Raw genomic sequence first — 16490 nt, forward strand, 5'->3', positions numbered from 1 at the left:
CGGCGGCCCCGCCTACCCACGCTCACTTCACCAGCGGTTCGTAGCGGGCGTCGGTCAGCGTCTTCATGAAGGCGACCAGCGCCTTGATTCGGCGGTCGTCGAGCGCCGGCCCCTCCTCCAGCTCCTTGATGGAGACGGTGGCGGCGATTTCCGGATTGGCCCAGGGCTTGCCGGTTTCGGGGTTGATCTGGTCCGCCGGCTTGGTGCTGTTGTACTTGTTGTAGAAGCGGACGACGGTCTCCAGGTCCTTGAAGACGCCGTTGTGCATGTAGGGGCCGGTCACCGCGACGTTGCGCAGGGTCGGCGTCTTGAATTTCCCCTCATGCGCCTTCTGACCCTTCAGCGCCGGATTCTCGGCCAGCCCGCGGTCGATGTGCGTCGCCGCCACCCCGTTGGCCGCCCGCAGCTCCGCGTTCACCGGAACGCCGATGTTGTGGTACTCGTAGTTGGTGAAGACCTCGTTCTTCGCCGCCGGCATGGCGTTCAGCTTGTGGCAGACGTTGCAGTTGGTGAACTGCTGCGAGAAGAACAGGGTCATCCCCAGCTCCTCCTCGCCGGTCATCTTGTATTCGCCGCGCAGATAACGGTCGTACTTGGAATCGAAGGGCGAGAAGACGTCGGTCGTCTCGAAGGCGGCGATGCTGTCGGTCATCGCGTCATAAGCGCGGTCGGCGTCGTCCAGCACCCCCGCGCCATAGAGGGCGACGAAGCTCCGCGCGTAGTCGGCGTTCTCCTTCAACCGCCCCTGCACCTCCGCCTTGGAGGCCATGGCCATCTCGGCGGGGTTCAGCGGCGGGCCGCCGGCCTGCTCCTGGAGAGTGGCGGCCCGGCCGTCGTGGAACTGCCCGCCGAAGGGAACCCCGCTGGCCTTGAAGCCGAAGTGCGGGGAAAGGTGGGCATAGGCGGCGGTCGGCGCGTTGCGGTCGCCCAGCGACTTGCCGTCGGCTCCCAGCGACGCCGCGCCGCGCGGGTCGGCGAAGCCGAACTCCGGGTTGTGGCAGGTCGCGCAGGACTGGCTGCGGGTGGAGGACAGGTTGTTGTCGAAGAACAGCGCCTTGCCCAGCTCGGCCTTGGCCTTCTGCAGGTCCGCCTTCTGCATCTCCGCCGGATCGGCCGCCAAGCCGGAACCACCAGCGATCAACAGGGCGGACAGCGCCGCGGCCGGCGCGACATATTTGCCGAACAATGACATCCTGACTCTCGCTCCTTGACGGCGGTGGCCCATGGTCGCAATCCATGGCGGGGCCTGCCGGTCAGTATCCATGCCCTTCGGCCTGGATGATAGTTATTCTCATTATCACGAAGGTGCGACCTATTGCCACTGGTCGTAGGACCGACGGGATTAACTCCTTGCCCCGTTCGTCCGGCCCCGCTCCCGGACGGACGATCCGGTCCGGGCGCTTCGGTCTGGCGGAAAAGGGTACCCCGACCCGGCTACCGACTCTGCTTCGCCAACCGGCAGGCCTGCCACCATTCCGGGGAGAGGCGCCACCACCGTCGGGACTCCAAATGCTCCGCACGCTACGAAGGGAGTGGCGGCCCCGGTGCCGGCACAATCCTGGCATAGCTCGATAATCACTTCAAATTCTAATCATTTCCTTTCAAAGCAATCCGATTGTCATTCACGCCCCCGCGCTGCGCTCTCCTTCCCGTTTCTTTGACCCGACGCCTCTGCACATGGCGATGCCTGCACTTTGCCTGAAGGCAGCGCGAAAAGTTGCGTTGCGGATCGCAAAGACAACGATGCCGGCCCGCCGGACTACCCCAATCGATAGGTTTATTAAAATACCGGCTTTCGACATCCTGAAATCACAGACGCCGTGCATTCCCTGAAAATCAGTAATCAGCCCCTCCGCTTCACAATGCCGAAGCGAAAACCCTTCGCATAACAATTATCAACGGAGAAAATCAATGACCCTGTTCGCCAACATCTGCGCCATCATTTCCCCGGTCCAGGCCGCCACCAAGGACCGCAAGGGCATCACGGCCCTCGAATACGGTCTGGCGGCGGCGCTTGTCGCGCTGGTCATCATCGGCGGCGCCCGCACCTTCGGCACCAACGTCAGCACCCTGTTCACCGGCATCGGCTCCACGGTCAGCGGCACCTCGACGAAAATTCCGTAAACACCGCTCCTCCCCTCCCACGCAAAGCTCCCGCCATGGATACGATCGCGGTCTTCGATCCCCTCTCCCTGGCACTGCCCATGGCGGGGCTTGCGCTGGGCTGGGCGGCGGCGGACGACCTGTGCCGGCGCATCATTCCGGACACGGTGTCGATCCTCCTCGCCAGCCTCGGTCTCGCGCTTCCGCTGTGGCAGGGCGCCCCCTTTCCCTGGGCCAGCCTTGCCGCCGCCGCCACGCTGTTCCTCATCCTGTGTGCCCTTCATGGGCGGGGCTGGCTGGGCGGCGGGGACGTGAAGCTGGCCTCGGCCATCCTGCTGCTGGTCGGGGTGGAGCGGGCCGCCCCCTTCGCGACCACCACCGCGCTGGCCGGCGGAGTGCTCTCCCTTCTCTATCTCGCCGGATGGCTCGCCCTGCGCAACGCGCGCCCGGCGCGCCGGTTGCTGCGCTTCTTCGGCGGCCAGCCCGGCCCGGCCCGGATCGTTGCCCATCTCCTGGCGGCCGAGGCGCACCGCATCGCCACCCGCCATTCCGTGCCCTACGGCGTCGCCCTGGCCGCCGGCGGGCTGCTCACCCTCTCCAACCCCACCGGAGGAGCGGCATGGTTCTGAGAGTGCTTTTCCTGTCCCTGCTGCTCGTCGGGCTGTCGCTGGTGGGCTACGTGTCCTTCTCGATGCTGCCGGCCCCGACCGCCGCGGTCGCGGTCCCGGCGCCCCAGGCGCCCATGGATTCCGTGCTGGTCGCCGCCCGCCCGATCTCCACCGGCATGCTTCTGCGTGCCGAGGATCTGCGTTGGGAAGCCTGGCCGCCGGGCCGTCTGGTGGACGGCTACATGGTGCGGGGCCGCGTTGCCGAAAGCGCCTACAGCGGCGCCGTCACCCGCCGGTCCTTCGCGGCGGGCGAGCCGATCATGGCCGGCCACATCGTCGCGCCGGGGGAGCGCGGCTTCCTCGCCGCCGTCCTGTCGCCGGGCAGCCGCGCCGTCTCGGTGGCGGTGGACGCGGTCAGCGCGACCGGCGGGCTGATCTGGCCCGGCGACCGCGTGGATCTGATCCTGACCCAGAATTTCGAATCCCAGGCGGGGCGCGACCTGCGCAGCCGGGCGGTCGGCGAAACCGTGCTCCAGAACCTGCGCGTTATCGCCATCGACCAGCAGCTCGGCGAGGCGGGCATGGCGAAGAACGGGCCGGACGGACGCATCCCCCGCACCGTGACGCTGGAGGTCACCGCCCGTCAGAGCGAGACGGTCACCGTCGCCGCCGCGATGGGCAAGCTGTCGCTGGCGCTGCGCAGCCTGCTTTCCGACGAGACCGTCCTCGCCGCGGGCGATGCGGAAGCCGCTTCGGCCCCGACCTGGGCCGAAGACGTGTCGCCCGCCCTGCGCCAGCTTCCCGCACCCCACAGCGCGGAGGCGCCCGCCGCCCGCCGCCCGCCGCTGCTCATCATCCGCGGCTCCAAGACGGAAACGCTCGAACGCTGAACCGGTGCGCCGACCCAGGGGGGACGAAGTCATGACGATGGCAACCATCAACACCACAAGCCGGGTCGGGGCCCTCAGGATCATGGGGGCGGCCCTCCTGGCCGGGCTGTTCGCGGCGCTGGCTGCGGCGCCCGCCCAATCCCAGCAATCCCAGGCGCAGCAGCGCCCCCGCGAGATCACGCTGGAGGTCGGCGGCGGACAGCCGGTCAACCTGCCGGCCCCGGCGGCCAGCGTCTTCACCTCCGCCCCGGAGATCGCCGACGTGCAGGCGTCCGGCCCGCAGGCCTTCTTCATCGTCGCCAAGACGCCGGGACGGGCCAGCGTCTACGCCCTCTCGGCGGACAACAAGCCACTCGCCGCCTTCAGCGTCGTCGTCACCATGCCGGTCGGCGACCTGCGGTCGAAGCTGGTCGCCCAGGTCCCCAACGCTGCCATCGACGTGCAGAGCACCGGCAACGGCATCACGTTGACCGGCACCGTCTCCTCCCCCGCCACGGCGCGGCAGATGGTCGAGCTGGCCGAGCGCTACGTCGGGCAGGGGCAGACCGTCACCAACCGCCTGACCGTCGCCTCCCCCGCCCAGGTGAACCTGCGGGTCCGCGTCGCCGAGGTGTCGCGCCAAGTAACCAAGGAACTGGGCGTCAATTTCGAGAGCATGTTCAACATCGGCTCCTTCGCCTTCGGGATCGCCACCGGGCGCCCCATTCTCGACGCAGCCGGCAACCTGATCCGCGCCCTCCCGCCGACCAACTCCTTCGGCGGCAGCTACCGCTCCAGCAACGGGCGGGTGGACATCAACACGGTGGTGGACGCGCTGGCCGAGGACGGGCTGATCACCGTGCTGGCCGAGCCGAACCTGACCGCCCTATCCGGCGAGACCGCCAGCTTCCTGGCCGGCGGCGAGTTCCCCATCCCGGTCGCCCAGTACGACCGCACCACCACCATCCAGTTCAAGAAATACGGCGTCAGCCTGGACTTCACCCCGACCGTGCTGGGCGGCGGCCAGATCAGCATGCGCGTCCGGCCGGAGGTCAGCGAGCTGACCAACAACGGCGCCGTCGTGGTCGACTCCATCCGCATCCCCGGCTTGTCGGTGCGCCGCGCCGAGACGACCATCGAGCTGGCCAGCGGGCAGAGCTTCGCCATCGCCGGCCTGCTCCAGAACAACACCTCGGCGACGCTGGACGCCGTGCCGGGGCTGGGCGACGTGCCGGTGCTGGGGGCGCTGTTCCACTCCAGCAAGTTCCGCCGCAACGAGACGGAGCTGGTCATAGTCGTGACCCCCTACCTCGTCCGCCCGGTGTCCGCCGCCAACGCCCTGTCCGCCCCCACCGACGGCTTCGTCGCGGCGACCGACGTGGAGCGCATCTTCCTGAACCGCGCCCAGAGCCTGCAGCCCCCGGCCGGCGGCAGCAGCGCGGCCGGCACCGCCCCGCTCGCCGCCCCGATGGCGATCGGGCCGGGCGCCGCCCGCCTGCACGGCGACGCCGGCTTCAGCCTCCAATGACCCCTTTCGCGGAGCACAGCGCCATGTCCAAAGCCATGCGAACGCCGATGCTGCTTCTGCCACTCCTCACGGGTCTGCTGGGCGGCTGCGCCGTGCCGCAGACTCCCCCGCCGATGCCCACCGCCCAAGTACCCGCCGTGAGGGCGCTCAGCAACACCGTCCCCTTCGCCATCGACCCGCGCAGCGGCGCCATCGCGGCGGAGGAGCGCGGCCGGGTGGTCCGCACGGTGGCCGGGCTCGGCCGCGACACCACCCCCCATGTGACGGTCACCGGTCCGCTGCTGGCCGCCCCGGCGCGGTCCGCCGTCGCCTCCTTGCTGGGCGCGGCCGGCGTGCCGCCGGAGAACGTCACCTTCACCCCCGACCAGACCGGCGCCCCGGCGCTCCAGGTGACCAGCTACGTCGCGCTGGCCCCGGACTGCGCGGCGTGGAGCGACATCTACAGCGGCTGGTACCAGAACAGCCCGACCGAGGCGCTGGGCTGCAGCAACCGGCGCAACCTCGCTCTGATGCTGGCCGACCCGCGTGACCTCGTGCAGGGCCGCGAGACCGTGCCCGCCGACGGCCAGCGCATGGCCGGCGCCGTCCAACGCTACCGCGCCGACCAGGTGAAGCCCTTCGTGAAGGGCAACGGCACCAGCGCCTTCGTGCTGGCCCCCGCCCTGAACGGAAGCCAGGAGGACCAATGAGCCTGCTCGCCACCCTTCTCGGCGACGCGCCGTCGCCGGCCGACGCCGCCCGCGGCACCGGTCCCCGCCTGCTCGCCTACGTCGCCGACGCGGCCAGCGCCGCCCTGCTGAACAGCGCAGCCCCGTCCCTGCTGCCCTGCGAGGTGCGGACCGGCGACATCCGCAGCGCCGTCCGCGATCTCACTCGCCAGCGCTCGCCGGATCTGCTGCTGGTCGATCTGTCCGGCGTCGCCGACCCGCTGGCCGCCATGGAGGCGCTGGCCGGAGTCTGCGACCCGTCGGTGCGGGTCATCGCGGTCGGCGACAGCAACGACATCGGCCTCTACCGCGACCTGCGCCGGATCGGAGTCACCGACTATCTGTTCAAGCCGTTGTCCCGCGATCTGCTGGAGGGGGCGCTGCGCGCCGCCGGCGCCGGCAGCGGGGCGGACGAGGCGCCGGGACGGCTGGGCAAGCTGGTGGCGGTGGTCGGCGCGCGCGGCGGCGTGGGGACGACGACGGTCGCGGTGCATCTGGGCTGCTGGCTGGCCGACGGGGCGCGCGGGCGCACGGCGCTGGTCGACCTCGACCTGCAGAACGGCACGGTGGCGCTGGCCCTCAACCTGCGGCCCGAGCCGGCGTTGCGCGAGGCGGTCGAGGCCCCCGACCGGGTGGACGACGTGTTCATGGAACGCGCCATGGTCGCCGCTTCCGACCGGCTGTCCGTCCTGGCGGCGGAGGAGCCGGTGGAGGACGTGATCGACATCGCGCCGACCGCCGCCCTGTCGGTGCTGAACCGTCTCCAGGCCCGCCACAACTACGTCGTCGTGGACGCCGGCCGCGCCCAGGGCGGGGCCGCCCGCGCCGCGCTGGAGGCGGCGTCCATCGTGGTCCTGGTCGGCGACGCCAGCGTCGCCGGCCTGCGCGATCTGGTGCGGCTGCGCGCCGCCATCGCGCGGCGGGCCGGCGGCGGGCGGCTCGTCACCGTCCTGAACCGGCGTGGCGCCCCCGGCGAGCTTCCCGCGGCGGACCTGATGCGCACGCTGGGCGAGCCGCCGGAGCACGCCCTGCCCTACCGCCCGGTGCCGCTGGCCGTCGCCGCCGGCGTCGGCGAGCCGGCCTTCCGCCATTGCCGCCGCTTCCGCGAGGCCATGGAGCGGCTGGGCGCCGATGTCGCCGGTCAGCCCGCCGCCCAGGACGGCCTGTTCCGCCGCTGGGTGCGGCGATGAGCACGCTGTTCGGCCGCAAGGCGGCCCCCCCCTCGCTGGCGGTCGCCAGCCCGCCGGCCGAGGAGCCGAAGCCCGCCCCGGTCGCCGCACCGGCGGCGGCGCCCGTCCCGCCGCCACCGGCCGCGCTGCGCCCGGTCAACCGCTCGCTGAACGACATCCGGTCCCAGGTGCTGGCCCGCATCGACCCGGCGAGCATCGCCGACATGCCGGCGGAGACGCTACGCCCGCTGGTCGAGCGGCTGATCGACGACATCGCCACCACCAGCCGCAGCCAATTGAACGGGCGCGAGCAGGCCACGCTGGCGACGGAGCTGGTCCACGACATGATCGGGCTGGGACCGCTGGAACCGCTGCTGGCTGACGACGCGATCACCGACATCATGGTCAATGGCCCCTCCCGCACCTTCGCCGAGCAGCGCGGCAAGCTGGTGGAAATGCCGGTGCGCTTCCGCGACGCCGGGCATCTGCTGAACATCGCGCAGCGCATCGCCTCGGCGGTCGGGCGGCGGGTGGACGAATCCAGCCCGATGGTCGACGCCCGGCTGGCCGACGGCAGCCGCGTCAACATCGTGGTGCCGCCGCTGGCGCTCGACGGCGCCTGCATCTCCATCCGCAAATTCGCCCGCCGCACCATCGGCTTCCGCGAACTGGTGGAGTTCCGCAGCATGTCCGAGCCGATGGCCCGCGCGCTGGAGATCATCGGGCGCTGCCGGCTGAACGTCATCATTTCCGGCGGCACCGGCTCGGGCAAGACGACGCTGCTCAACGCCATGTCCCGCCCCATCGAGGCGACCGAGCGCGTCATCACCATCGAGGACGCGGCCGAACTCCAGCTCCAGCAGCCCCACGTCGTCCGGCTGGAGACGCGCCCGCCCAACCTGGAGGGCCAGGGGCAGGTCACCCAGCGCGACCTCGTCCGCAACGCCCTGCGCATGCGGCCCGACCGCATCATCATCGGCGAGGTGCGCGGGGCGGAGGCCTTCGACATGCTCCAGGCCATGAACACCGGCCATGACGGGTCGATGTCGACCATCCACGCCAACAACCCGCGCGACGCGCTGAGCCGCGTCGAGAACATGGTGCTGATGGCCGGGATGAACCTGCCCAGCCGGGCCATCCGCCAGCAGATCGCCGGGGCGGTCAACGTCATCGTCCAGGTCCAGCGCATGCGCGACGGCGTGCGCCGCATCACCCACGTCACCGAGCTGGTCGGCATGGAGGGCGACGTGATCCTGACCCAGGACCTCTTCACCTTCGAGTTCCGCGGCGAGAACCGCGACGGCATCCTGGAGGGGCGCTACGCCGCCACCGGCCTGCGCCCGCGCTTCGCCGACCGGCTGGCCTATTTCGGGCAGGAGGCGGCCTGGAACACCGCCACCACCGGCCTGTAGCGGGAGGGAACACGCGATGGACCGCATCCAGGCCCTTCAGCTCGCCACCCTCCTCCTCGGCGTCGGGACGCTGCTGTTCGCCCTGTCCACCCTGCGCGCGTTCCGCCGCCGCAAGGCGCTGCGCCGCCGGCTGGCCGCCCTGTCGGCCGAGGCGCGGTCCGTGGTGGAGGACGGCAGCCCCGACATCACCGGCGCCGGCCCCCTGACCATCGCCGACCGGGTGAAGCGGCGCATGTCGCGTTTCTACGCGCGGCGCCAGACCGTCTATCTGCCGCCGGGCATCCGGCTGTGGCGGGCGCTTCTGTACGCCGTGATCGCCGCCGGCCTGTGCTGGTGGCTGGGCGGGCCGGTGATGGGCGACGCGGGCGCCACGACCACCGCCGCTGTGGCCCTGCTGGTCACCCCCCGCCTCGTCTTCGCCGCCAGCCGCCGCAAGACGCTGGAGGCGTTGATGAATCAGCTTCCCGACGCGATCAGCCTCGTCGTCCGCGCCACCCGCGCCGGCATCCCGGTCTCGGAAAGCCTGCGCATGGTCGGCACCGAGCTGTCCGAGCCGATCGCCCCGCTGTTCCGCCGCATCGTCGACGAGACGGCCATGGGCATCGACCTGGAAACCGTGCTGACCCGCGCCGCCGCCAATGTCCGCCTGCCGGAGTTCCGCTTCTTCGTCGTCACCCTGTTGCTGCAGCGGGAGACCGGCGGCAACCTGACGGAGCCGCTGGAGAATCTGGCCGACATGATCCGCCAGCGCCGCCGCGTGCAGATGCGCACCCGCGCCCTGACGTCGGAGGCACGCAGCTCCGCCGCCGTGCTGGCCGCCCTGCCCTTCCTGGCCGGCGGCGGCATGGCGATGCTGAACCCCGACTACGCGTGGCGGCTGATCGACGAGCCGAGCGGCCAGACGATGCTGATGGTGGCCGGCGGGCTGCTGCTGGTCGGCGTCGGCTCCATGCAGCTCCTCATCAGGAAGACCCTGTCATGAGCGGCGGCCTGATCCCGCAGCCGGTCCTGCTCGGCTTCGGCGTCCTGATGATCCTGACCGGTGTGGCCGGGCTGCGCTCCTGCGCGCTGCGCGAGCGGCTGCTGGCCCGGCTGGAGCGCCTGCGCGCCGGAACCGCGCTCTCCGCCGCCCCGGAGACGGAGCGCCGCAGCCTGCTGAGCCGGATCGGCGCCACGCTGGCCCGCACACCGCTCGTCGGTTCCACCGACCGGGAGCGGATGCGCAAGAGCCTGATCGCCGCCGGCTACAACCAGCCCGGCCACCTCTATTCCCTGCTCGGCATCAAGCTGCTGTGCATCGGCGCCGGGATGGCGCTGGTCCCTGCGGCGGCGGGGGACCTGCTGCCCTCGCTGATCGGCGCGCCGGGTGCGGCGGCGCAGGTGGTGGCCGGCGCCCTGCTCGGCTGGCGGCTGCCCGATCTGGCGCTGGGCCGGATGCGCGACCGCCGTCTGGAGGAGGTGCGCAACGGCCTGCCCGACGCGCTCGACCTGCTGGTGATCTGCGGCGAGGCCGGCCTCGGCCTGGAAGCGGCGGTGGACCGCGTGGCCCGCGAGGTGGCGACCGCCTACCCGGCGCTGAGCGCCGAGCTGTCGGCCACCGCGGCGGAGATGCGCGTGCTGTCCGACCGCGGCGGCGCACTCAACAATCTGGCCGCCCGGCTGGACATGGAGGGCGTGCGCGGCATGGCGACGACGCTGATCCAGGCCATGCGCTACGGCACACCGCTGGCCCAGGCGCTGCGCGTCCTGGCCGGGGAGATGCGCGCCCAGCGCCTCGCCCGGTTCGAGGAGAAGGCGGCCCGCCTGCCGGTGCTGCTGACCCTGCCCATGGTGGTCTTCATCCTGCCCTGCGTCTTCATCGTCGTCGGCGGCCCCGCCATGCTCGACGTCTCGCGCAGCTTCGACAGCGCCGGCACCAGCCAGCAAACTCATTCCAGCCAATCCCACTCCAACCCGCCCCACAGCCAGACCAAGGGAGGTCAGCCATGATCGCCACCCCGTCCCTCCTCCCGTCCAGCCAGCGCCCGACCCGCAAGCGTCTCTCCGGTCTGGGCCGCGCCGCGGCCGCCGCCCTCCTGCTGCTGTCGGTCAGCGCCTGCGCCTCGGCGCCGGGCGGCGGGCCGGTGGGGTCGAAGAGCGGCCCGACGGCCAACGCCACGCTGGACGACAAGGCGCGCGTGCAGCTCCGCCTCGCCCGCGCCGCCCAGGAGGCCGGCAACACCGGCTCCGCGGTGCGCTTCTACCGGGCGGTGCTGGATCAGGCGCCGGGCCATGTCGGCGCCCTGCTCGGGCTGGGTGAAACCCTGTCGGAGAGCGGGTCCGCCGCCGACGCGGTGGTCGAGCTCCAGAAGGCCGCCGCCGCGGTGCCCGACAATGTGGAGGTGCAGACGGCGCTGGGCCGCGCGCTGGTTCGCGCCAACCGTCCCGCCGATGCGCTGAACCGCTTCGACGCCCTGCTCCGCCGCAACGACGACGACCTGCGCGCCCGCTTGAACCGCGGCGTCGCCCTCGACCTCGCCGGGCGGCATGCGGAGGCCCAGGGCGAGTACCGCCACGTGCTGAAGGCGGAGCCGAACAACACGGCGGCCATGGCAAACCTCGGCCTGTCGCTGGCGCTGAACGGCAGCGCGGAGGGCGTGGCGATTCTGGAAGGGCTGGTCCAAGGCGGGGTGGACTCCCCCCGCGTGCGCCAGAACCTCGCGCTGGCCTACGGGCTGAAGGGCGATCTGGAGGCGGCGGCCCGCGTGGCCCGGCTCGACCTCGACGACGCCAACGTCCGCTCGAATCTGGCCTTCTACGAGACGGCGCGCCAGTTCGTCGCCTTCAAACCGTGAGGCGGCCCCATGCGCAGCCGCCCCTCTCCCGTTCGCCGTGCCCTGCGTGACCGCCGGGGCCTGACCACGCTGGAGCTGGCGATCGTCTCCCCGGCGCTGATCGCAGGCATGATCGCGCTGGCCGAGGTGTCCTACTCGCTGACCGTGGACGGCCTGCTCAACCACGCCGCCCGAGCCGCCGCCCGCAGCGGCTTCACCGGGGAGCTGGCGACCGGCTTCACCGACCGCCGCGCCCAGGTCTGCGACACGGTGTACCGCTTGACCGGCCGGGTGCTCGACCAGAGCCGCCTGTCGGTGCGCAGCCACAGCTACGCCTCCTTCACCACGCTGGGCCAGGTGAACGGCGGGGTCCCGCCCTCCACTTCGCTCACCGACCTGAATTGCGGCTCCACCGACTGGGACGCCAATCAGACCGGGACGGCGCTGGGCGGCAGCGGGCAGGTCGTCGTCTACACGCTGCGCTACACCCAGCCGGTGCTGACCGGGCTGGGCGCCACGGTCCTGGGACGGGCGGAACTGATCCACGAGGCCCGGCTGGCCGTGCGCAACGAACCCTTCATGGTGGGGGAGTGACCGGCATGATGGCGACACAGGTCCCGAAATCCCGGCGCCGGCCCCTGCTGCGCGACCGCCGCGGCGTCGCGGCGCTGGAGATGGCGCTGCTGGCGCCGGTCCTTCTGCTGCTGGTCACCGCCACGGTGGACGTGGTGCGCTACGTCAGCATCACCCTGACCCTGAACCGCACTGCCGCCAACGTCAGCGACATCGCCACCCAGTTCGACAAGCTGCGCGCCGGGATGACCGTGGTGAAGGGGAACGAGGTCGGCGTGCTGTTCCTCGCCGCGACGGAGGTCGCCCAGCCTCTGGACCTGATGGCCGGCGGGCAGGTGATCGTCACCTCGGTCGCCAACATGGGCCAGGGATCGCGGGTGATGTGGCAGGAACGGGCCGGCACCGGCTCCGCCATCAGCCATTACGGCGCCGCGGGCGGGGCGGCCACGCTGCCGCCCGGCTTCACCCAGCAGCCCGGCGACAACGCCATCTTCACCGAGCTGTTCTACCGCTTCACCCCCTATCTGCTGAGCGGACCGTGGCTCGGCGACGCCGGAACCTCCACGACGCTCTACGCCAGCGCCGTCTACCAGCCCCGGCTCGGCACGCTCACCACGCTGGAGACCGGGCCATGAGAACACGCTTCCTGACCGCGGCCCGCCTGCTCGCCTCTCTGGGCGCCACCTCTCTGGGCACGGTGCGGCGGGACCGACGGGGTGCCACGGCGTTGATGTTCGCCGCCGCCGCGGTGCCCCTGCTGGGCATGGTCGGGCTGGCGGTGGATTACGGCCGGGCCTTCCTCGTGCAGTCGCGGCTTCAGACCGCCATCGATGCCGGGGCGCTGGCCGCCGGCAAGATGCTGAACTCCACGGCGGACGCCCAGAGCGACATCGCCATGTTCGTCGCGGCCAACCTGCCGCCGGGCTTCCTGGGGGCGGCCATCGGCACCCCGGCGGTGACGCTGGACCAGACCAACCAGCGCGTCGGCGTGTCGGTCACCGCCACCCTGCCGACGACCTTCCTGCGGGTCCTGCAGGTGAACGAGCTGACCATCTCCGTCACCAATCAGGTGCAGCGCGCCAACGCCGGGCTGGAACTGGCGCTGGTGCTCGACGTCACCGGCTCCATGGCGACCAACAACCGCATCGGGGAGCTGCGCAGCGCCGCCACCGACCTCGTCAACATCCTGTTCGGGCCGGGCAGCGCGCCGCCGAAAAACCTGTGGGTCTCCATCGCCCCCTACGCGGCGGAGGTCAACATCGGCAAGACCCGCACCAACTGGCTGGCGGCGGGCAGCTACGACGCCACCAAATGGGCCTCCCAGGGCTGGCGCGGCTGCGTCCTGGCGCGCACCCAGCCGCAGGACCAGACCGACACCCCGCCGGCCTCCGCGCCGTTCAAGCCCTTCTGGTACCCGAACAACCAGTACAACGGGACCAACAACGACAACCCCTGGACCCCCACGAACATCACCGACGACGGCACCTACCGCCAGACCAACGACATGGCCGGGCCGAATCTCGGCTGTCCGCCGCCGATCATGGCGCTGACCAACGACCGCTCGGCGCTGCTCGCCAGGATCGCCGGGCTGAAGCCGGTGAACCGCGGCGGCACCATGGCGAACCAGGGGCTGCAGGCCGGATGGTTCACCCTGTCGCCGAAGTGGCGCGGCCTGTGGGGCGGCACGACGCCGGACACGCTGCCGCTCGATTACGGGACGCCCGACATGTCCAAGGCGGTCGTCCTGCTGACCGACGGCAACAACGAGTGGTACAAGTACAAGCCGCAGGGCGACTACACCAGCTACCAGCGTCTCAGCGACGGGCTGCTGGGCACCACCGACACCAATCAGGTGACGACGGCGATCAACAACCGCATGCTGACGCTGTGCAGCAATATGAAGGCGGCGGGGATCACCCTCTTCACCATCACCGTCGGCGACAGCGCCAGCAGCGCCACCCGCACCCTCTACGAAAGCTGCGCCTCGCCCGGCCCGAACCATTATTTCGACAGCCCGACGCCGGCGGATCTGCAGACGGTGTTCCGCACCATAGCCGGCCAGCTCAGCAACCTGCGAATCATCCGCTGATCGGCCTGCGCTGAACGGCCGGCACCTTGGCCGGGGGCAGTATGGCGGAGACAGCGGTTTATGACCTATTGCGCATTGGTCCGCCGCCGCCCAATGGGCTACAGGAATCGGGACCGTGCAGACAAGAGGCCCGCCCGTCATGTCCCAGACCTTCCCCCAGACCTTTCACGTGATCGTTGCCGAAGACGACCCCGTCGTCGCGGTCACCATTGCCGAAACCCTGGAGGAGCGCGGCTTCCGCGTGACCATCGGGCGCAACGGGTTCGATGCCTTCAAGATCGACCAGAACGATCCCGCCGACATCCTGATCACCGACCTGCGCATGCCGCACTTCGACGGCACCAGCCTGATCGCCCGCATGCAGGAGCAGCGCCCCGAGTTGCCCATCCTGGTCACCACCGGCTACAGCGACAACCTGCCCAAGGAGGAGCCGGGCCAGCTGTCCGTCGTCCAGAAGCCCTTTTCCGAGGACAGCATCGTCCGGGCGGTGCAGAGCCTGCTTGGGGTCGCCTGACCGGACCGCCGGAGGGTGGAAGCGAAAAAAGTTCGCTCTCCGGTGAAGTTCCTGCTTGCGCTGCGCCGCAGGGACCCGTATAAGCCGGCCTCCGTTCCGGATTAGCTCAGTCGGTAGAGCAGCGGACTGTTAATCCGCGTGTCGCTGGTTCGAGTCCAGCATCCGGAGCCATATTGCGGGTGTAGCTCAGTTGGTTAGAGCGCCGGCCTGTCACGCCGGAGGCCGCGGGTTCAAGTCCCGTCACTCGCGCCACATTGCGGGCGTAGCTCAGGGGTAGAGCACAACCTTGCCAAGGTTGGGGTCGAGGGTTCGAATCCCTTCGCCCGCTCCAGTTTCGGGGCACGACAGTGTCTACGGGGGCCGCTTGTTCATCAAGCGGCCCCCTCGTCGTTTCAGGCGCCGTTTGAGGCCGACCCGCTCCTTCTCCATTCCGCTCAGCCGAAATAAGCCGATGGCGTCACGCCCAGCGTCCGCTTGAACAAGGCGATGAAGGCGCTGACGCTGTCGTAGCCGAGGTCGATGGCCACGGTCGTCACCGGCGCGCCCTCGGCCAGCATCTCCAGCGCGCGCATCAGGCGCGCCCGCTGCCGCCACGCGGTGTAGCTGTAGCCGGTCTCCGCCACGAAGCGGCGGCTCAGCGTCCTTTCGGACACGCCCGCCCAGGAAGCCCAGGCGTCCATGCCACGCCGATCCCCGGGATCGTCGAGCAAGGCCCGCGCGATCCGGAGAAGGCGCGGATCGCGCGGCATGGGCAGGGTAAAGGGATCGATGGGCGAGGCCCTGAGTTCGTCGAGGAGGACCATGGCAAGGCGCCATTGCGCCTCGTCCAGCTCCCACCCTCGCCATCCGGAGGCGCGGATCACCGCCTCGCGCAGCAGGCCGGATACCTTGATGATGCAGGACCGGTCCGGCAGCGTCGCGCAGGCGGCTTCCGCGATGTAGCAGCTCCACCCCTCGACGGCCCCGTGGGTGTAGCCGTGGTGCGGCTGGTGGGGCGGAAGCCAGACCGCATGCTCGGCGGGAACCACCCAGGTGTCCGTCTCCGTGCCGATGGTGAGCAGCCCGCGGCGCAGACCGGAGAGCTGGCCGCGCGAATGGCTGTGCAGTCCCAGCGCACGATGTTCGGCCTGCGTCTCGTAGATGGCGACGATGATCGGTTCGCACGCATCACTCGCGGCGAAGGCGAACCGTTCCTCGGACATGGCGTCAATCCGCTATCGAATGGCCGCCATAGCTTAGCGCTGCCTTCGGTCGCCCGCTAGACTGCTCGCGACAGGAGAAAGCCATGATTCCGCAGAATTCCCCTTCCCCCACGCCCGACCTCGACCGGCTTTACGACCCGCCGATGGAGCATGTCCAGAAGGCGGTCATGACGGAGTTGATCTCCTTCCACGCCGATTACCTCGCCAAGGCCACCTTCTTCTGCCTCGCGACCGGTCGCGCTGCGGGTCTGGACGCCTCGCCGCGCGGCGGCCCGCCGGGTTTCGTCAGGATGCTCGATGCCAAGACCGTCGCCTTCGCCGACTGGCCCGGCAACAACCGGATCGAGTCCATGCGCAACCTGCTGGAGGACGACCGCTTGGGGATGCTCTTCCTGTTCCCCGGCCTGGACGTCTTCATGCGGATCAATGGACGCGGCCGCGTCTCGGACGACGCGGATCTCCGCGCCAACCTTGCCGAGGGGACGAAAATTCCCAAGACGGCCATCGTCGTGAGCGTGGACGAGGTGCTGTTCCACTGCGGCAAGGCGGTGAACCGGGCCAAGCTGTGGGCTCCGGAGTCCCGGATCGGGCGCGGTGCGCTTCCGACCCCCGGCCAGATGCTCGCCGCCATGACCAGGCAGGACGCCTCCGCCGCGGAGGCCATCGATGCGCACTACGACCATGCGATGCGAAACGACCTCTACGGCTGAGGTGCAGGAGTTTCAGGACCGGAAAAACGCCCTCTGTCGGACATGACGAAAAACCGGCGCCTCCCGTTGGGGAAAGCGCCGGCCTTGTCGTTCATGAAGCCGATTGTCAAGTGTGGTTGAAACCCATCCATCCAAGTCCTTGATGGCTTGGCGTGTGCCGTGGTGACCTGGCGGCGACCTACTCTCCCACGTC

General features: G+C 70.4%; 17 protein-coding genes and 3 tRNA genes. 18 read left to right on the top strand and 2 right to left on the bottom strand.

Features of this window, described 5'->3' with window-relative positions:
* Window positions 1-22: 22 nt before the first annotated feature.
* Complete coding sequence (locus Q4I23_RS08355) at window positions 23-1192, bottom strand: cytochrome-c peroxidase (RefSeq protein WP_498525903.1); 1170 nt, start codon at window positions 1190-1192, stop codon at window positions 23-25.
* A 719-nt stretch (window positions 1193-1911) separates the two neighbouring features.
* Between Q4I23_RS08355 and Q4I23_RS08360 the strand changes: the two genes are divergently transcribed.
* The 17 genes from Q4I23_RS08360 to Q4I23_RS08440 all read left to right on the top strand — a co-directional run bounded on the left by Q4I23_RS08360 (window position 1912) and on the right by Q4I23_RS08440 (window position 14716).
* Complete coding sequence (locus Q4I23_RS08360) at window positions 1912-2124, top strand: Flp family type IVb pilin (protein ID WP_498525904.1); 213 nt, start codon at window positions 1912-1914, stop codon at window positions 2122-2124.
* 35 nt (window positions 2125-2159) lie between these two features.
* Entirely contained in the window at window positions 2160-2732 is a 573-nt protein-coding gene (locus tag Q4I23_RS08365) for an A24 family peptidase (RefSeq protein WP_498525905.1), read from the top strand.
* Window positions 2723-3601 carry a Flp pilus assembly protein CpaB gene (cpaB, locus tag Q4I23_RS08370; protein ID WP_498525906.1) on the top strand — a complete coding sequence of 293 codons (879 nt, stop codon included), beginning with the start codon at window positions 2723-2725 and terminating at the stop codon, window positions 3599-3601. Before Q4I23_RS08365 ends, cpaB begins: the two co-directional genes overlap by 10 nt.
* A gap of 31 nt (window positions 3602-3632) precedes the next feature.
* The gene (locus Q4I23_RS08375; RefSeq protein ID WP_498525907.1) at window positions 3633-5108 is read left to right on the top strand and encodes a type II and III secretion system protein family protein; all 1476 of its coding nucleotides are present in this window, start codon (window positions 3633-3635) and stop codon (window positions 5106-5108) included.
* A gap of 23 nt (window positions 5109-5131) precedes the next feature.
* Entirely contained in the window at window positions 5132-5797 is a 666-nt protein-coding gene (locus tag Q4I23_RS08380; RefSeq protein ID WP_498525908.1) for a CpaD family pilus assembly protein, read from the top strand.
* Window positions 5794-7005 carry a CpaE/TadZ family protein gene (locus tag Q4I23_RS08385; protein WP_498525909.1) on the top strand — a complete coding sequence of 404 codons (1212 nt, stop codon included), beginning with the start codon at window positions 5794-5796 and terminating at the stop codon, window positions 7003-7005. Before Q4I23_RS08380 ends, Q4I23_RS08385 begins: the two co-directional genes overlap by 4 nt.
* The gene (locus tag Q4I23_RS08390; protein WP_498525910.1) at window positions 7002-8396 is read left to right on the top strand and encodes a TadA family conjugal transfer-associated ATPase; all 1395 of its coding nucleotides are present in this window, start codon (window positions 7002-7004) and stop codon (window positions 8394-8396) included. The genes Q4I23_RS08385 and Q4I23_RS08390 overlap by 4 nt, the downstream gene beginning before the upstream one ends.
* Before the next feature lie 16 nt (window positions 8397-8412).
* Window positions 8413-9378, top strand: coding sequence for a type II secretion system F family protein (locus tag Q4I23_RS08395; RefSeq protein WP_498525911.1), 966 nt, complete (start codon window positions 8413-8415; stop codon window positions 9376-9378).
* A complete protein-coding gene (locus Q4I23_RS08400) occupies window positions 9375-10385 on the top strand; it encodes a type II secretion system F family protein (protein WP_498525912.1) in 1011 nt (336 codons plus the stop codon). Before Q4I23_RS08395 ends, Q4I23_RS08400 begins: the two co-directional genes overlap by 4 nt.
* Complete coding sequence (locus Q4I23_RS08405; RefSeq protein WP_498525913.1) at window positions 10382-11230, top strand: tetratricopeptide repeat protein; 849 nt, start codon at window positions 10382-10384, stop codon at window positions 11228-11230. The genes Q4I23_RS08400 and Q4I23_RS08405 overlap by 4 nt, the downstream gene beginning before the upstream one ends.
* Before the next feature lie 9 nt (window positions 11231-11239).
* Entirely contained in the window at window positions 11240-11803 is a 564-nt protein-coding gene (locus tag Q4I23_RS08410) for a TadE/TadG family type IV pilus assembly protein (protein WP_498525914.1), read from the top strand.
* A gap of 5 nt (window positions 11804-11808) precedes the next feature.
* Window positions 11809-12417: a TadE/TadG family type IV pilus assembly protein gene (locus tag Q4I23_RS08415; protein ID WP_498525915.1), complete on the top strand. Its 609-nt coding sequence runs from the start codon at window positions 11809-11811 to the stop codon at window positions 12415-12417.
* Window positions 12414-13871 (top strand): pilus assembly protein TadG-related protein, encoded by a 1458-nt coding sequence (locus tag Q4I23_RS08420; RefSeq protein ID WP_454020675.1) that lies wholly within the window; start codon window positions 12414-12416, stop codon window positions 13869-13871. Before Q4I23_RS08415 ends, Q4I23_RS08420 begins: the two co-directional genes overlap by 4 nt.
* A gap of 139 nt (window positions 13872-14010) precedes the next feature.
* Complete coding sequence (locus tag Q4I23_RS08425) at window positions 14011-14385, top strand: response regulator (RefSeq protein WP_035682866.1); 375 nt, start codon at window positions 14011-14013, stop codon at window positions 14383-14385.
* 95 nt (window positions 14386-14480) lie between these two features.
* Window positions 14481-14556: transfer RNA gene (locus tag Q4I23_RS08430), tRNA-Asn, on the top strand.
* A gap of 4 nt (window positions 14557-14560) precedes the next feature.
* Window positions 14561-14637: transfer RNA gene (locus tag Q4I23_RS08435), tRNA-Asp, on the top strand.
* Window positions 14638-14641: 4 nt separating this feature from the next.
* Window positions 14642-14716 (top strand) — tRNA-Gly (locus Q4I23_RS08440).
* A gap of 103 nt (window positions 14717-14819) precedes the next feature.
* Here the strand turns inward: Q4I23_RS08440 and Q4I23_RS08445 are convergent.
* On the bottom strand, window positions 14820-15587 hold the full coding sequence (locus Q4I23_RS08445) for an AraC family transcriptional regulator (RefSeq protein ID WP_498525916.1): 768 nt from the start codon (window positions 15585-15587) through the stop codon (window positions 14820-14822).
* Window positions 15588-15670: 83 nt separating this feature from the next.
* Here Q4I23_RS08445 and Q4I23_RS08450 point away from each other — a divergent pair, with 83 nt between their 5' ends.
* Window positions 15671-16297: an MSMEG_1061 family FMN-dependent PPOX-type flavoprotein gene (locus tag Q4I23_RS08450; RefSeq protein ID WP_454020677.1), complete on the top strand. Its 627-nt coding sequence runs from the start codon at window positions 15671-15673 to the stop codon at window positions 16295-16297.
* Window positions 16298-16490 lie beyond the last annotated feature (193 nt).

It is taken from the genome of Azospirillum sp. UFLA03-27, from assembly GCF_059803775.1.

Excerpts from the sequence above, each read along its gene's own strand:
- Q4I23_RS08355 (WP_498525903.1), bottom strand. The coding sequence starts at position 1,192 with ATGTCATTGTTCGGCAAATATGTCGCGCCGGCCGCGGCGCTGTCCGCC.
- Q4I23_RS08360 (WP_498525904.1), top strand. The coding sequence starts at position 1,912 with ATGACCCTGTTCGCCAACATCTGCGCCATCATTTCCCCGGTCCAGGCC.
- Q4I23_RS08365 (WP_498525905.1), top strand. The coding sequence starts at position 2,160 with ATGGATACGATCGCGGTCTTCGATCCCCTCTCCCTGGCACTGCCCATG.
- cpaB (WP_498525906.1), top strand. The coding sequence starts at position 2,723 with ATGGTTCTGAGAGTGCTTTTCCTGTCCCTGCTGCTCGTCGGGCTGTCG.
- Q4I23_RS08375 (WP_498525907.1), top strand. The coding sequence starts at position 3,633 with ATGACGATGGCAACCATCAACACCACAAGCCGGGTCGGGGCCCTCAGG.
- Q4I23_RS08380 (WP_498525908.1), top strand. The coding sequence starts at position 5,132 with ATGTCCAAAGCCATGCGAACGCCGATGCTGCTTCTGCCACTCCTCACG.
- Q4I23_RS08385 (WP_498525909.1), top strand. The coding sequence starts at position 5,794 with ATGAGCCTGCTCGCCACCCTTCTCGGCGACGCGCCGTCGCCGGCCGAC.
- Q4I23_RS08390 (WP_498525910.1), top strand. The coding sequence starts at position 7,002 with ATGAGCACGCTGTTCGGCCGCAAGGCGGCCCCCCCCTCGCTGGCGGTC.
- Q4I23_RS08395 (WP_498525911.1), top strand. The coding sequence starts at position 8,413 with ATGGACCGCATCCAGGCCCTTCAGCTCGCCACCCTCCTCCTCGGCGTC.
- Q4I23_RS08400 (WP_498525912.1), top strand. The coding sequence starts at position 9,375 with ATGAGCGGCGGCCTGATCCCGCAGCCGGTCCTGCTCGGCTTCGGCGTC.
- Q4I23_RS08405 (WP_498525913.1), top strand. The coding sequence starts at position 10,382 with ATGATCGCCACCCCGTCCCTCCTCCCGTCCAGCCAGCGCCCGACCCGC.
- Q4I23_RS08410 (WP_498525914.1), top strand. The coding sequence starts at position 11,240 with ATGCGCAGCCGCCCCTCTCCCGTTCGCCGTGCCCTGCGTGACCGCCGG.
- Q4I23_RS08415 (WP_498525915.1), top strand. The coding sequence starts at position 11,809 with ATGATGGCGACACAGGTCCCGAAATCCCGGCGCCGGCCCCTGCTGCGC.
- Q4I23_RS08420 (WP_454020675.1), top strand. The coding sequence starts at position 12,414 with ATGAGAACACGCTTCCTGACCGCGGCCCGCCTGCTCGCCTCTCTGGGC.
- Q4I23_RS08425 (WP_035682866.1), top strand. The coding sequence starts at position 14,011 with ATGTCCCAGACCTTCCCCCAGACCTTTCACGTGATCGTTGCCGAAGAC.
- Q4I23_RS08445 (WP_498525916.1), bottom strand. The coding sequence starts at position 15,587 with ATGTCCGAGGAACGGTTCGCCTTCGCCGCGAGTGATGCGTGCGAACCG.
- Q4I23_RS08450 (WP_454020677.1), top strand. The coding sequence starts at position 15,671 with ATGATTCCGCAGAATTCCCCTTCCCCCACGCCCGACCTCGACCGGCTT.